Annotated in this window: 10 protein-coding genes; 3 read left to right on the top strand and 7 right to left on the bottom strand. The window is 71.5% G+C overall.

Translation table 11 applies throughout. The features are described 5' to 3' along the window. Positions 1-34: 34 nt before the first annotated feature. On the bottom strand, positions 35-256 hold the full coding sequence (locus tag ABZU43_RS28010) for an exodeoxyribonuclease VII small subunit (protein WP_030328827.1): 222 nt from the start codon (positions 254-256) through the stop codon (positions 35-37). A 45-nt stretch (positions 257-301) separates the two neighbouring features. Further along, positions 302-1,549 (bottom strand): exodeoxyribonuclease VII large subunit, encoded by a 1,248-nt coding sequence (xseA, locus tag ABZU43_RS28005; RefSeq protein WP_355009507.1) that lies wholly within the window; start codon positions 1,547-1,549, stop codon positions 302-304. A 172-nt stretch (positions 1,550-1,721) separates the two neighbouring features. On the opposite strand from xseA, the gene ABZU43_RS28000 reads away from it, so the two are divergent. Then, positions 1,722-2,708 carry a 4-hydroxy-3-methylbut-2-enyl diphosphate reductase gene (locus ABZU43_RS28000; RefSeq protein WP_355009432.1) on the top strand — a complete coding sequence of 329 codons (987 nt, stop codon included), beginning with the start codon at positions 1,722-1,724 and terminating at the stop codon, positions 2,706-2,708. A 40-nt stretch (positions 2,709-2,748) separates the two neighbouring features. Next, positions 2,749-3,183 carry a hypothetical protein gene (locus ABZU43_RS27995; protein ID WP_112581935.1) on the top strand — a complete coding sequence of 145 codons (435 nt, stop codon included), beginning with the start codon at positions 2,749-2,751 and terminating at the stop codon, positions 3,181-3,183. Positions 3,184-3,256: 73 nt separating this feature from the next. Here ABZU43_RS27995 and ABZU43_RS27990 read toward each other — a convergent pair whose 3' ends face one another. After that, positions 3,257-6,553: a S8 family serine peptidase gene (locus ABZU43_RS27990; RefSeq protein WP_355009431.1), complete on the bottom strand. Its 3,297-nt coding sequence runs from the start codon at positions 6,551-6,553 to the stop codon at positions 3,257-3,259. A 137-nt stretch (positions 6,554-6,690) separates the two neighbouring features. Then, positions 6,691-7,866, bottom strand: coding sequence for a DNA recombination protein RmuC (locus ABZU43_RS27985; protein WP_355009430.1), 1,176 nt, complete (start codon positions 7,864-7,866; stop codon positions 6,691-6,693). Positions 7,867-7,920: 54 nt separating this feature from the next. On the opposite strand from ABZU43_RS27985, the gene ABZU43_RS27980 reads away from it, so the two are divergent. Then, the gene (locus ABZU43_RS27980) at positions 7,921-8,739 is read left to right on the top strand and encodes a hypothetical protein (RefSeq protein WP_355009429.1); all 819 of its coding nucleotides are present in this window, start codon (positions 7,921-7,923) and stop codon (positions 8,737-8,739) included. 68 nt (positions 8,740-8,807) lie between these two features. On the opposite strand, the gene ppc is transcribed toward ABZU43_RS27980, so the two are convergent. The 3 genes from ppc to ABZU43_RS27965 form a co-directional block, all read right to left on the bottom strand. After that, entirely contained in the window at positions 8,808-11,594 is a 2,787-nt protein-coding gene (ppc, locus tag ABZU43_RS27975) for a phosphoenolpyruvate carboxylase (protein ID WP_355009428.1), read from the bottom strand. A 129-nt stretch (positions 11,595-11,723) separates the two neighbouring features. Then, on the bottom strand, positions 11,724-12,776 hold the full coding sequence (locus ABZU43_RS27970) for a hypothetical protein (protein ID WP_355009427.1): 1,053 nt from the start codon (positions 12,774-12,776) through the stop codon (positions 11,724-11,726). A 179-nt stretch (positions 12,777-12,955) separates the two neighbouring features. Next, on the bottom strand, positions 12,956-13,891 hold the full coding sequence (locus tag ABZU43_RS27965) for a cyclase family protein (protein WP_355009426.1): 936 nt from the start codon (positions 13,889-13,891) through the stop codon (positions 12,956-12,958). Positions 13,892-14,256: the final 365 nt, after the last annotated feature.

Raw genomic sequence — 14,256 nt, 5'->3', positions numbered from 1 at the left:
GTGGGGCGGCTCCGGCCGCCCCACCGGCGGTCGGTCAGGAGGCGGGCTCCTGCCGGGCGGCGTCGATCCGCGCCCGCGCACCATCCAGCCAGCGTTGACAGATCACCGCCAGCGCCTCACCGCGCTCCCAGAGGGCCAGCGACTCCTCCAGGGACGTGCCGCCGGCCTCCAGCCGCTCCACCACCGAGGCCAGCTCGGCGCGGGCCTGCTCGTAACTGAGCCGCTCATCCGGCCCGGCCTTCGTGTCATCAGTCATCGCGTTCATCTCAGCACACCACTCCCCACCGCGCCGCGTCGCCACTCAGCCATCGACAGTGGCGGCCAGCTCGCCGTCGGCCAGTCGTACCCGCAGCGGGTCGCCCTTTCCGACCTCCGCCGCCGCGCGGACCACGTGGCCATCCGTGCGCTGCACGATCGCGTACCCCCGGTCGAGGGTGGCGGCGGGGGAGAGGGCGCGCAGGCGGGCGAGGGTGTGCCGCAGGTCGTCCTCGGCGGCCCCGAGCCGGTGCTCCAGGCAGCGGCCGGCCCGCTGACGCAACGCGGTCAGCTCGGTAGCCCGATGCTCCACCATCACCTGGGGTCGGGCCAGCACCGGTCGGGAACGCAGCCCGTCCAGCCGGTGCGTCTCCCGGTCGACCAGGTTGCGCACCGCCCGTTCGAGGCGGTGCCGGGCCTGACCGATGAGGCGTACCTCCTCGGTGAGGTCGGGGACGACCCGCTTCGCCGCGTCGGTCGGGGTGGACGCGCGGACGTCGGCGACATAGTCGATCAACGGCGCGTCCGTCTCGTGGCCGATCGCGCTGACCACCGGCGTACGACAGCCGAACACCGCGCGACAGAGCGCCTCGTCGGAGAAGGGCAGCAGGTCCTCGATGCCGCCGCCACCCCGGGCGATGATGATCACGTCGATGCTCGGGTCGGCGTCCAGCACCTTGAGCGCGTCAACGATCTGTGGCACCGCGGACGGGCCCTGCACGGCCACGTTGACCGTCCGGAACTCCACGGCCGGCCAGCGCCGCCGGGCATTTGTCAGCACGTCCCGCTCGGCCGCCGACGCGCGACCGGTGATGAGCCCGATCCGGCCGGGCAGGAACGGCAGTCGACGCTTGCGGGCGCGGTCGAAGAGCCCTTCGGCGGCGAGCAGCTTCTTGAGCTTCTCCAGTCGGGCCAGCAGCTCCCCGAGCCCCACCTGACGAATCTCGTCGGCCCGCAGGCTCAGCGTGCCCCGGGCGGCGTAGAACTCGGGCTTGGCGTGCAGCACGACACGTGCGCCCTCGCGTAGCTCCGGCGCGCCGGAGTCCAGGACGTCCCGGTTGGTCGTGACGGTCAGGCTCAGATCGGCCGATGGGTCACGCAGGGTGAGGAAGACAGTGCTGGCCCCGGGGCGGCGGCTGATCTGCGCCACCTGCCCGTCCACCCACACCCAGCCCAGCTTGGCGATCCAGGCCCCCACCTTCTGGCTGACCACCCGTACCGGCCAAGGCTCCTCAGCGCTGCTCGCCCCGCCGCCCCCGCCGCCGCCCCCGCCGCTGGCCCCGCCGCTTCCCACCCGCCCGCCCTCGCTCACCCGCCCACCCTACGGACCTCCCCCGCCTGGCCCGTCGATCATGAAGTTATTGCCCTCCGTGCCGGCGTGTCACAGCAATAACTTCATGATCAACGCAGGGATGGGCGGGGCGCGGGCCGGTGGCGGGTGGAGCGGTGGCACGTACGATGGGGTGGTGACTGAGGCTCAGGCGACTCACCGGACCGGCAAACGCGTGCTCCTGGCCAAGCCCCGCGGCTACTGCGCTGGCGTCGACCGTGCGGTGCAGACCGTGGAGGAGGCGCTGAAGCTCTACGGCGCTCCGATCTACGTGCGCAAGCAGATCGTGCACAACAAGTACGTGGTGCAGACCCTGGAGGCCCAGGGCGCCATCTTCGTCGAGGAGAACGAGGAGGTGCCGGAGGGCGCCACCGTCATCTTCTCCGCGCACGGTGTGGCACCGGAGGTCCACGAGCAGGCCAAGGCGCGTTCGTTGAAGGCGATCGACGCGACCTGTCCGCTGGTCACCAAGGTGCACCACGAGGCGCGGCGCTTCGCGGCCGAGGACTACGACATCCTGCTCATCGGCCACGAGGGGCACGAAGAGGTCATCGGCACCGCCGGTGAGGCCCCCGCGCACATCCAGCTGGTGGACGGCCCGGACGGCGCCGACAAGATCACCGTACGTGATCCGGAGAAGGTGGTCTGGCTCTCCCAGACCACGCTCTCGGTCGACGAGACGCTGGAGACGGTGGCCCGCCTCAAGCAGCGGCTGCCGCTGTTGCAGTCCCCGCCCAGCGACGACATCTGCTACGCCACCTCCAACCGGCAGCACGTGATCAAGGAGATCGCCGCCGACTGTGACGTGGTGATCGTGGTCGGCTCGACGAACTCCTCCAACTCGGTCCGCCTGGTCGAGGTCGCCCTGGACGCCGGCGCCCGCGCCGGTCACCTGGTCGACTTCGCGCACGAGATCGACGACGCCTGGCTGGAGGGGGCCACCACGGTTGGCCTGACCTCGGGCGCGAGCGTCCCGGACGACCTGGTCCAGGAGGTGCTGGTCCACCTCGCCGCCCGCGGCTTCGCCGACGTCGAGGAGATCACCACCGCCAACGAGCGGCTCACGTTCTCGCTTCCGCAGGAGCTCAGGCGGGACATGAAGGCCGCCGCGGCGCGCGGCTGAAGCACGGAACGAACTCGGGTCGGCGTACGTCGGATTCGGCATGAGGACTCTTCGGCTCGCCGTCCCCGCGCTGGCCGTCTGCGTGGCGCTGAGCGCCTGCGGCGGCCAGGGTGTCGGGGGCGGCACACCCACCCCCACACCGACGGGAGCACAGCCGGTGACCAGCCAGCCCACGCCCGACCCGACGCCCTCGCCGGAGACCGGCACCCGGAGCGTGCCGCCCGGACTGAAAACTCCGAAACCGGGCGGCCCGAGCACGCCGCCGGGCGTCGGGGCCACCACCCTGAGCGGCACCGTGCAGGGCGGTGTGGAGCCCGGCTGCGTGCTGCTCGACGGTTACCTGCTGCTCGGCGGCCCGCGTGAGGTGCTGACGCCGGGTGCCCGGGTCGAGGTCACCGGTCGGGTGGAGCCCGGCATGATGACCACCTGCCAGCAGGGCACCCCGTTCGTCGTGACGGCAGCCCACCGGTCCTGACCCTTTCCACCCCTGACATGCGGGAGCCCGCCCCCGAACGTGGGGACGGGCTCCTGCCGGTGTTACGAGCGGATCAGTTCACCGCACCGATGGACACGTTGCCGCGACCCACGATCGCACCCTCGCTGGTGACGATCGCCAGTTCACCGGAGAGCTGACGCCCGTCGGCCGGAACGGCCACCGCGGTCACCGTGCCGGTGATGGTGGCCGACTCGCCGTGCATCAGCGGCACCGCGACGGCCGGAGCGGTGATCGTGCCCAGCGACGCGGACGCGAACGCGTCGTAGTAGTCGTAGGCGGTGCTGGTCCCCGGCCCGTCGACCCCGTACGGCTCCACCACGACGCGGTAGGTGCCGGCGGCCGGGTTGGTCAGCGTGACCGCCTCCTCCGAGTCGCCGTCAGCGGCCCGGCCGACCTCGGTGGTACCCCGGTAGACGAACAGGTCCAGGTCGGCGCCCGCGTTGGCGGGGTTGCCGATCCGGGCGGTGAACGTCGACGTACCCGCCGGGATCTCGACGGTCCACTCCTGGTTGGGGCCGCCCTCGGTGATGGTCGGACGCTCGGTCCGCACACCGGTCAGCGCGCCGCTGCGGCCGCTGACCGAGACCGGACCGAAGGCGTTGGTGACCGTCCAGCTCACCGGGGTCGGCTCGCCGGCCTCGACACTGGGCAGCTCGACCAGCGCCGGCTCGACCGTCAGGCCCTGCACCCGCGCCTGGAGCTTGAACGGGTTGTTCAGCGCCGGGGACGTCCGCCGCGCCTCCACCTCGATCTCCCAGACCCCGGGAAGCGGGTTCTGGTAGTCACGCTCCTGCGGCTTGCAGACGTTGACGTCGGAGAAGTTGGTGTAGCAGACGGTGCTGGTGGTGGCCTCCACCGGCACACCCAACGGGTTGATCGCGATGAACCGGGTCTGCGAATCGGTGGCGATTCCGGAGAGGTTCACCTGGAGTGCCTTGGCGCCCTCCGGCACCGTGACGAAGTACGACGTGAAGCCGTTGCGGTCGACCGAGCCCTCGTTCGCGTACGAGAAGGTGGGCTTCTTCACGTCGTTCGAGGCCACCACCACCGTGGACACCTCGAAGTCGACGACGTTGGTGGCCGGGTCGTCGATCCGCACGATCGCGCCGTGCGCGCCCTCGGTGGCCGGCTTGGCGGTGACGCTGATGGTGACGGCCTTGTTGAGCGGCAACGCGACGGTCTTCGGCGCCTTGAAGGTGCCGTCGTTGCCCTGGAGCGTGATGGTGTGCTTGATGGTGCCGGCCGGGCCGCTGGTGCGGGTGAGCTTGACCGGGTACGTCTTGCTCTGGCCGACCTTCTGGCCGCCCTCGGACGAGGTGCAGCGGTTGTAGACGCCGGTGCCCCGGCCCGGGTTCGGCACGAACTTCACGCCGTTCCAAATGGTCAGCTGCTCCGCCAGGGGGCTGCAGACCGGCGCGTCGGAGACGTACGACCGGGTTTCGACGCCCTGGCGCAGCAACTGCCAGGCGCCCGGAACGTTGACCATGCCGTAGCCCTGCGCGTACGTCGGCACGTCCGCGATCGGCTTGGCGGAGCTGAACAGCGCCCGCCGCAGTGCGGCCGGGCTGACGCCCCGGTCGGTGGCCTTGGCCGCCGAGAGCAGCAACGCGCCGGCGCCGGCGGTCTGCGGAGACGCCATCGAGGTGCCGTTCAGCATCGCGTAGCCCGAGGGCAGCGCGTAACCGGCCTCGGGGACCGGGGCTCCGAGCTGCCAGGTCGGTGCGGTGGAGATGGCCGAGCCGGGGGCGGCGATGTTCGGCTTGAAGCCGCCGTCCTCGCGCGGGCCACGGGAGGAGAAGTTGAACAGGGCGTTCTTCTTCTTCACGACCGAGCCGTAGTTGGCCAGCCAGGTGTCCTTGCTGATGTTGGCGGCAACGCTGATCACGTTGCTGGCCACCGACGGGTCGCCGACGGTGTTGAGACCCGGGCCGGAGTTTCCGGCCGAGATGACCAACTGCACGCCGTACGTCTCGATCAGTTCGTTGTAGAGGTTCGTCCGCGCGTTGTTGCCGTCGTTCAGGCCCGGAAGGCCACCGATCGACATGTTGACGATGTCGACGCCACGGTTGGCCACCAGGTCGATCATGCCGGTGGTGAGGGCAGCCGCGCTGCAGCCGCCGCCCCAGGAACAGGCGCGGGCGGAGACCAGCTTGGCACCGGGCGCGGCGCCGTCGAAGGCTCCGTTGCCGAGCATGTCGTTGGCGGCGGTGATGCCGGCGACGTGGGTGCCGTGGGTGCTCTCGACGATGCCGATGTTGACGTAGTCGTAGGTGCCCGGCAGGCCGATCGGCGTGGTGTTCACGTTCTTGCGGAACTCGACGACGAAGGGCTGCCGCTCGGCGACCGGGGTCGCCGGGTTGTCGGTACCGAAGTAGCCGATGTCGTACTTTTCCTTGTACGGCCGCATGACCGGGTCGTCGGTGAAGTTGAGGTTCTGGTTGGCGTCCACCCGGATGTTGTTGGTGGCCGGGTCGAAGAGCACACCCCAGGTGTCGGTCGTGTCGCCGTCGCGGTTGACGTCACCCCGGGCGTCGCTTGCTGTGGTGACCGACTCACTGAACAGGTTGAACCGGTACGTGCCGGCCGGTGCCGTCCAGGTGCCGCCGGCGATGGTGAACGACGGGCCGGTGACCTCGGCCTGCATCCGCCGCCACGAGCCGTCCTCCAACGGATCGGTAGCGGTGACCCAGTCGACGATCTTGCGCTCGCCGGTGGTCGTCTGCTGCAACGCCGGGTGGGCCAGGTCCACACCGGAGTCCATGATGCCGATCGTGACGCCCCGGCCGTCCCACTCGGGGTGGGCCGCGGTGAACGCCACCGCGCCGGTCTCGTTCGTCGGCATGTAGGGGTTGTCGGCCGGGGTGGTCTCTCCCGGCGCCGCGACGGTGGCCTGCCGCGCGCCGGCGGTGCCGGTGGCGGTGCGCTCCGGGGCCGGGTCCGGCAGTTGGATGACCTCGTCCAGGTCGACGGCCGAGACGCCCGGCAGCCGCGCCGCCTTGAGGACCCGGTCGGTCGGAACCTTGGCCAGCACGAAGCCGACCCTGTCCTGCCGCTGGCTGACAATGCCGCCGAGCTTGGTGAGGCTGTCGGCGACGTCCCCCGCCTCACCCTTCTCGGTGGCGACGATCAACGTGACGGTCGGAGCCTTCTTGGCGCGGGCCTCACTGAGCAGTTTGGCGTCGTGGGCGCCCAGCGTCTCGGCGGCGGTGGCCGGGGAAGCGTCCGGTGTGGTGGCGGGAGCGGCGGCCGCGGTGGCGGCACCACCCATCGTCGTCATGGCGCTCGCCGCCAGGACCGACGCGAAGAGCGCGGCTGAGGTGCGCCGGCTCATATTTCGGAGTCTGCTCACGTTCTCTTTACCTCCAGAGAACAGGGCCCTTCAGAGAAGGGCGCTCGGGTGAGCAGAATCTTTCGTGGTAGCGGCGAGCACTGTCACTACTGGTCAGTCCCTTGTGACCAGTTCGTGACATGCGGATATACGTACTGTCACATGATCGGCGAGCGGTTCGAGGCCTCGTCGTCGGCCGGATCGGCCAGCTCGGGTGCCTGCGGTTGCCGGGGCGTCAACTCGACCTGGGCCGGGGTGGCCAACTCGTCGTCCGACACGCCCAACTCGGCGAGCTTGCGGGCGCTGACCAGCACCCGGGCCTCCAGCGAGCCGACCGCCCGGTTGTAGGCGGTCACCGCACCGGCCAGCGAGGACCCGAGCTTGCCCACGTGGTCGCCCAGGGTGGAGAGCCGGCCGTACAGCTCCCGGGCGAGAGTGTGCACGGCGAGCGCGTTGCGGGCCAGTGCCTCCTGCCGCCAGGAGTAGGCCACGGTGCGGAGCAGCGCGACCAGTGTGGCCGGCGTGGCCAGCACCACGTTGCGGGTGAAGGCGTGCTCCAGCAGCGACGGGTCTCGCTGGAGCGCGACGTCGAGGAACGGATCGGCCGGGACGAACAGCACCACGAACTCGGGCGAGTTGTCGAACGCCGACCAGTACGACTTGGCGGCCAGGGCGTCGACGTGCCCCCGCAGGTGCCGCGCGTGTGCGTCGAGGTGGGTGTCCCGGCCGCGCTCGTCGCGGGCCTCCATGGCCGTCAGGTACGCGTCGAACGGGGCCTTGGCGTCCACCACCACCGACCGGCCGCCGTGCAGCCGGACCACCAGGTCGGGGCGGACAACCTGCCCGTCGTTGTCGGCGGTGACCTGCTCGGAGAAGTCGCAGTGCTCCAGCATCCCGGCAGCCTCGACGATCCGGCGCAACTGGTGCTCGCCCCAGCGGCCCCGCACCTGCGGTGCGCGCAGCGCCGCCACCAACTGCTTGGTCTCGGTACGCAGCTCACCGGAGACCGCGTTCATCGAGCGGACCTGCTCACGCAGCTCGGCGTACGCGTCGACGCGGTCGTGCTCCAGCTCGGCCACCCGCTGCTCGTAGCGGCGCAGGGTGTCGTGCAGCGGCGCGACCGCCCGGGCCACCGCCTCCTGGGACTGTGCGGTGGCCTCGTAGCTGAGCGCCCGCATGGACTGCTCCAGCCGACCCTCGCCCTCCCGGGTGGCGGCCAGGGTGGCGTCCAGTCGGGCGATGTCGGCGGCCGACCGGGACCGGGCCGCGAGCCAGCCCACCGCCCCGCCGGTGCCGAGGCACACGATCACCAGGAGCAGCGTCGAGACGTCCATCACCGGAGCTTGCCAGACGGATACGACGTGCGGACCGGGGGTACGTTCGATGACATGGAACTTGTGCTCTGTCTCGCCGTTGTGCTGGTCGGCGCGCTGGGCGCCGCCGCGCTCGTCCGCGCTCAGGCCGGTGCCCGTCGGCGCACCGAGCTCGCCGACGCCCGCGCGGAGGCGCAGCGGTGGTACGAGCGCCTCGGCGGTCAGTTGATGAACCTGCACGGCGACGACCCGGCGGTACGCCAGGCGCTTGCCGACGCCGGTGAGCGGTACAACGCGGCGGGCTCCCAGCTGGAACAGGCGTCCACGCCGCACCAGTTCGGGCTGGCCCGGGAGACCGCGCTGGAGGGTCTGGCGTACATCCGGGCGGCGCGCACGGCGCTGGGCATCGATCCGGGCCCCGAGGTGCCGACCCTGGCCGCCGCCCGCGGCGTGGGGCAGCTCACCAAGGAGCGTGAGGTCGATGTGCAGGGGCAGACCTTCCGGGCCGGGCCACAACCCGGCCGGGAAACGCCCTACTACTACCCGGGTGGGCGTTATCAGGGTCGACCGGTGCCCGCCGGCTGGTATTCGACGCCCTGGTGGAAGACGGCGCTGGGTGCCGGTGCCGGTGTGCTCGGCGGCATCCTGATCGCTGACGCGCTCTTCTCGCCCGCCTTCGCCGACCCCGGGTACGGCTACGACGCCGGCTACCAGGAGGGCTTCGGTGACGGCGTCGACCAGGGGGGCGACGGCGGCGACCAGGGCGGGGACTTCGGCGGCGGCGACCAGGGCGGCGACTTCGGCGGCGGCGACTACGCCGGTGGGGACTTCGGTGGCGGCGGCTTCGGCGGTGGCGACTTCGGGGGCGGGGACTTCGGCGGCGGCGACTTCTGACTGTCGCTCAGACCCACCGAAACGGGCCCCGGTCGCAACGACCGGGGCCCGTTTGTCGTACCTCTTGATCAGCCGGTGTTGCGCATCCCGGCCGCGATGCCGTTCACAGTGGTGAGCAGCGCGCGTTCCAGGGCGGTGCCGTCGCTCGGCGCGCGTCGGCCGCCCGGTGCGGTGGCGACCGCCCGGCCGGCGGCACCCGACTCCCGGTACTGCCGCAGCAGCGCCACCTGGAGATGGTGCAGCGGCTCCAGGTAGGTGTCGCGGACGGCCAGGGTGCGCTGGAGCACCGGCGAGTTCTCCAACAGGGCCGGTGAGGCGGTCACCGCCAGCACCTCCCGCTTGGTCAGCTCGTACTCCTGCTCGATCTGCTCGAAGATCGGGTGCAGCTTCTTCGGCACCAGCGTCTCGACGTACCGGCGGGCGATGCTCAGGTCGGTCTTGGTCAACATCATCTCGACGTTCGACAGGAACGTGCGGAAGAAGTGCCAGTTGCGGTGCATCTCGGCCAGCACGTCCGCCAGACCGGCCTCGCGGGCGGCGGCCAGCCCGGAGCCGACGCCGAACCAGCCCGGCACGATCTGCCGGGTCTGCGTCCAGCCGAACACCCACGGGATGGCCCGCAACCCGGACAGCCCGGCGCCGGTGTTCGGGCGCTTCGCCGGCCGGGAGCCGATGTTCAGCGCGCCGAGCAGCTCGGTCGGGGTGGACGCCCAGAAGTACGCGGGCAGGTCCGGGTCCTCGACGAGCGACCGGTAGGACCGGAACGCCGACTCGGAGACCACGTCCATCGTCGCGTCCCAGCGCTCCAACATCTCGGCGGGCTGCCGGGGTGCGGTGTGCAGCAGGGTCGCCTGGAGCACAGCGGCGAGGGTGAGCTCCAGGTTCTCCCGGGCCAGCGAGGGCAGGGTGTACTTGTCGGAGATCACCTCGCCCTGCTCGGTCACCTTGATGGCGCCGTCCATGGTGCCGTACGGCTGCGCCAGGATCGCCTCGTGCGTCGGCCCGCCGCCGCGCCCGACAGTGCCGCCCCGGCCGTGGAAGAGCCGCAGGTGCACACCGTGCCGGGCGGCCACGTCGCGCAGCGCGCGCTGCGCCCGGTGGATCGACCACTGGCTGGTGGTGATGCCGGCTTCCTTGTTCGAGTCGGAGTAGCCGAGCATGACCTCCTGCACGTCACCCCGGGCCGTCACCAGCGCCCGGTACGCGGGCAGCGACAGCAACTCGTCGAGGAGTTCGCCGCCGGAGTTCAGCTCGGCCGGGGTCTCCAGGAGCGGCACGAACCCGACCCGGGCCCGCCCGCTGTGCACGTCCACCAGGCCGGCCTCGCGGGCCAGCACCACCGCGGCCAGCACGTCGTCGACACCCAGGGTCATCGAGATGATGTACGACTCGATCACCTCGGCGCCGAACCGGTCCTGTGCCTCCCGGATGGTGCTGAACACGTCGAACGTCTTGCGGGCCGGCTCGGACAGCGACGTGTCCAGTGTCGACAACGGACGGCGACCGGTCAGCTCGTCGGCGAGCAGCTTGGTGCGTTCCAGCCGGGTCAGCGCCGGATAGTCGGAGACCTCGCCGACCGCCTCGTAGAGCTGCGCGAGCACCGCGTGGTGCGCCTCGGCGTGCTCCCGGACGTCCATGGTGGCCAGGTGCAGGCCGAACGCGGAGACCGTACGGATGGTGGAGGCCAGCCGGCCGACCGCGGTGAGCTGCCCGGAGTTGCGGGCCAGCGAGGCGCGCAGCAGGTCCAGGTCGGCGATCAGCTCGGCGGAGCCCCGGTAGTCCCGGCCCGGTACGTGTGCGGTGCCCTGGCGCAACCTCAGCCGGGTGTTGGCGAGCTTCGCCTTCACGCAGCGTGCCTTGAGCCGGTACGGCTCCTCCGCGTTGACCCGGCGGAAGCGCTGTGCCACCTCGGGCAGCGCGTCCAGGTCGGCGGCGAGGCTGGCGGAGAGGTCCAGGGAGACCCCGCGGAGTCGGCGGGACACCGAGACCTCGCTGATCAGGTGGTCCATCGCCTTCTCGGTGGCCGCGATGCCGTGCTCGTGCTGGATGGTCAGCACCTCGCGGGTGACCGCCGGGGTGACGAACGGGTTGCCGTCGCGGTCGCCGCCGATCCAGGTGCCGAAGCTCAGCGGCCGGGCCGTCGGTGAGGTCTCCACACCGAGCGTGCGCAACGTGTCGGCCAGGTCGTCGAGCACCTGCGGGGCGGCCTCGGCGTACAGGTCGCGCAGGTAGTAGATGGCGTTGCGGGCCTCGTCGGTCGGGTCCGGCCGGTCGAGCCGCAGCTCGTCGGTCTGCCACATCAGGTCCAACAACTCGGCCAGCCGGCGGTTGGCCGGGCCCTCGTCGCTGGCGCCGTAGAGGATCGCGTTGGCGGTCTCGGTGTCCAACTCGTCGGCGATCGCCCGCAACTTGGACAGGATCGAGCGACGAGCCGCCTCGGTCGGGTGCGCGGTGAAGACCGGTCGCACCGCCAGCCGGCGAGCCGCGTTGGCGATCTCCTCGGCCGGCACCCCGCGCTCGGCGATCATCTTGGCGGCCTGGTCCAGCCAACCGCCCTGCACCGCGCGGCGGCGGCGCAGGTCCCGTGCCCGGTGCACCTGCTCGGTGATGTTGGCCAGGTGGAAATAGGTGGAGAAGGCGCGAGCCAGCTTGGTGCCGGTGGTCACGTCGAGCCCGCCGAGGCGCTGGGCGGCCGCCGGGGCGTCGGAGCGGACCTGGGCGCGGATCTCCTCGACGAGGTCGAGCAGCGGGCGACCCTCCTGGCGGGCCAGGGTCTGGCCGAGCAGGGTGCCGAGTCGGCGAATGTCGGCGCGCAGTGCGGCGTCCGGGCCGTCGTGGTCGTGCTGGTCGGTCACGATGCGCTCCCTTACGTGGATACGAAGGACAGCGCTGTCCGACTTACTGGATGGTATCCGCGCGCAGCGGATGTCTGGAGGGCCCCCTGATGATCCACTGCCGTGGGAAGGGTGTTTTCCGGGGTGATCTCAACCACCGTCGCGGTCCGGCGAGAGGGCCGTGCGGGTCGTTGCAGGGCCGGAGGGGGCGGTCCGGCGACCCCGGACCAGGCTCGCGCTGACGAGTCCGAGCCCTCCGAGCACCGCCCAGATCCCGAGGGCGGAAGCCGGCCAGCCGGCCGACCGCCAGTCGAAGTACACAGCGGCCTTGGTCAAGTCGTTGGCGAGCCCGGGGATGTTCCAGCGGTGCATGCCGCGCAGCACCCCGGGCAGGAACTCGGGCGCGTAGATGCCCCCGGAGCCCGGGTTGCCGAGCACCACCAACAGCAGGATGACCAGCGCGGTGCCCGCGACGCCGAGCCAGCCCTGAATGGCGCTGGCGAACATGGCGGCGGCGAAGACGGCCAGCGCGCCGATGGCGGCGATCGTCGGTACGTCGCCGTGCCAGATGTCCAGAACGGGTCCGACCACCACCGCGCCGGCGATGCCGAGCAGCACGCTGTAGACCGCCAGGGCGGCGATGCGTAGTCCGGCTCGTCGCGCCGTACGGGGGGTGGTGCCGGCGGATATCCCGAGCACCGTCGAGGCGAGATAGCCGCCGAGGACGTACCCGACGTTCAGGTAGAAGGGCACCACCCCGCGCGGGTCGGCCGGGGTGACCGGCACCTTGTCGACGATCCGGAGCGAGGTGCCCGTACGGGTGGTGGCGGTGCCGAGGACCTCCTTGATCGCGCTGGTGGCGGAGGGGCCGGAGGCGCTCGCCACGGTGAGGAGCAGGCCGTTGTCTTCTCCGGTGCTGAGTACGGCGTACACCGCGCGGCTGAGCAGTGCGTGCTCGGCGGCGGCCGGGTCGTCGTACCCGATGGGTTTGAGGATGGTGGTCTGGGCGCGCACGGCGTCGAGCGTCGCCTGGGCGCGTTGGTCGCTGGAGACGACGCCGATCGGCAGGTCGCGGGGTGTGGGCTGGTGCAACGCGCCGACGTAGGCCGCGATGAACGCCGTGGCCAGTACGAGGGTGCCGAGGAGCAGTCCGATGCTGCGCGGCGCCCAGTCGCGAGCTGTGCCGCGCGATTCCTTGTCCACGTTGTTAGCCTATGGTCCGTTTTGTGGACCGCAGGGTGGAACCAACTCGTCGCCCCGGCGGCCCGGTCGCGACCGCCGCTGGCCGTGCGGCAGGCGTCGCGGGTGGCGGTAGGCGTCGCGGGTCGCGGGTCGCGGGTCGCGGGTCGCGTCGCAGGTTGCGGCAGGGGTCGCGGGCGGTGTCAGGGGTTGACGACGGCGAAGGCGCGAACCGGGAAGGTGCCCATGCCGGCCACCATCGGCGGGGCAGCGGTGAACCGGAACCCGCTCGGCGGCAACGCATCCAGGCCGGTCAGGTGCTCCACGATCGGGATGCCGGCGGCGAGCAGCGCGCTGTGCGCGGGGCGTACGCCGGCGGCCGTCGGGCTCATGTCGTCGATGTTGATCGAGTCGATGCCGACCAGGGCCGCCCCCGCGTCGACAAGCGCCTGGGCGGCGTCGCCGGTCAGGTACGGCGCTTCCGGAGCGCCGTACCGTTCGGTGCCGAAGTGCGCGTCCCACCCGGTGTGCAGCAACACCGCCCGGCCGCTCACCTCGTATGGGGCCAGCATCAGCCGGTCCACCGCGCGGATGCCGGCCGGCACCCGGACCACCACCCCCGGCAGGTCGGCGAGACGGTCCAGCGACACAGCGGTCAGGTCGTCCCTGCCGGCCCAGCGGTGGGCGGGCGTGTCCAGGTACGTGCCGGTGTTGGCGATCATCTCGATCCGGGCCACGTGGAACTCGGTGTCCGGGGCGTACCGCTCGCGGGATGCCGCGAAGGTCAGCCAGTCGGTGATCCGGGGACCCGGCCAGCCCGGCAGGGTGGTCATCCCGCCGCGGATCACGTGGCTCAGCTCGACCAGCCGGCGTTCGGTGCCGGATCCGTCGACCGCGACCCCCCGGCCGCCCTTGTGCGGCTCCTCGATGATCGTCCTGGCGCTGATCCGGACGTCGGCGACCATCAGCAGCCCGAGGTGCCGGACGAACAACGCCGCCAGCTCGTCGTCGGTGATCTCCCGACCGGGAATGTCCAGCCGGAACCCCTCGGTACGCAGCCCGCCGCCGTTGGCGAAGCTCACCTCCGCGTCGAACTGTGCCCGCCACTGCTCACCCATTCCGAAACCCGACCACGCCATCCGGCGACCGTCAAGATCCGCGAGACACAACGGCAGGCCGCCGGGTGTCCGGCCCGGCGGGATCCGCAGTCTGGTCCGGCGGGTCCGTGAAGATCCGCTCAATTGCAGGGAAAGTGCTGCCTCGGCGCGCTGTGACGCCGCAAGTTCCCCGAAGTTGAGCGGATCTTGTCGAGAAGAAGGCCGACTCGGACCCAAGATCGCGCAATATCCAGGATGTAGTGGTCTCGGCGCGTCGCTGATGCCACTACATCCTGGTTCGAGCACGATCTTGGCGCGGGGCGCGGGGCGCGGGGCGCGGGGCGCGGGGCGCGGGGCGCGGGGCGCGGGGCGCGGGGCGCGGGGCGCGGGGCGCGGGGCGCGGGGCG

It is taken from the genome of Micromonospora sp. NPDC005205, assembly GCF_040608275.1.
In the GTDB taxonomy this organism is placed as follows: domain Bacteria; phylum Actinomycetota; class Actinomycetes; order Mycobacteriales; family Micromonosporaceae; genus Micromonospora.
Note: the sequence above shows the minus strand (reverse complement) of the source record. Positions and strands in the feature narration are given on the sequence as shown.

What these genes read in the sequence shown, in the direction of transcription:
- ABZU43_RS28010 (WP_030328827.1), bottom strand. Translation starts at nt 256, where the DNA reads ATGACTGATGACACGAAGGCCGGGCCGGATGAGCGGCTCAGTTACGAG.
- ABZU43_RS27995 (WP_112581935.1), top strand. Translation starts at nt 2,749, where the DNA reads ATGAGGACTCTTCGGCTCGCCGTCCCCGCGCTGGCCGTCTGCGTGGCG.
- ABZU43_RS27985 (WP_355009430.1), bottom strand. Translation starts at nt 7,866, where the DNA reads ATGGACGTCTCGACGCTGCTCCTGGTGATCGTGTGCCTCGGCACCGGC.
- ABZU43_RS27980 (WP_355009429.1), top strand. Translation starts at nt 7,921, where the DNA reads ATGGAACTTGTGCTCTGTCTCGCCGTTGTGCTGGTCGGCGCGCTGGGC.
- ABZU43_RS27965 (WP_355009426.1), bottom strand. Translation starts at nt 13,891, where the DNA reads ATGGCGTGGTCGGGTTTCGGAATGGGTGAGCAGTGGCGGGCACAGTTC.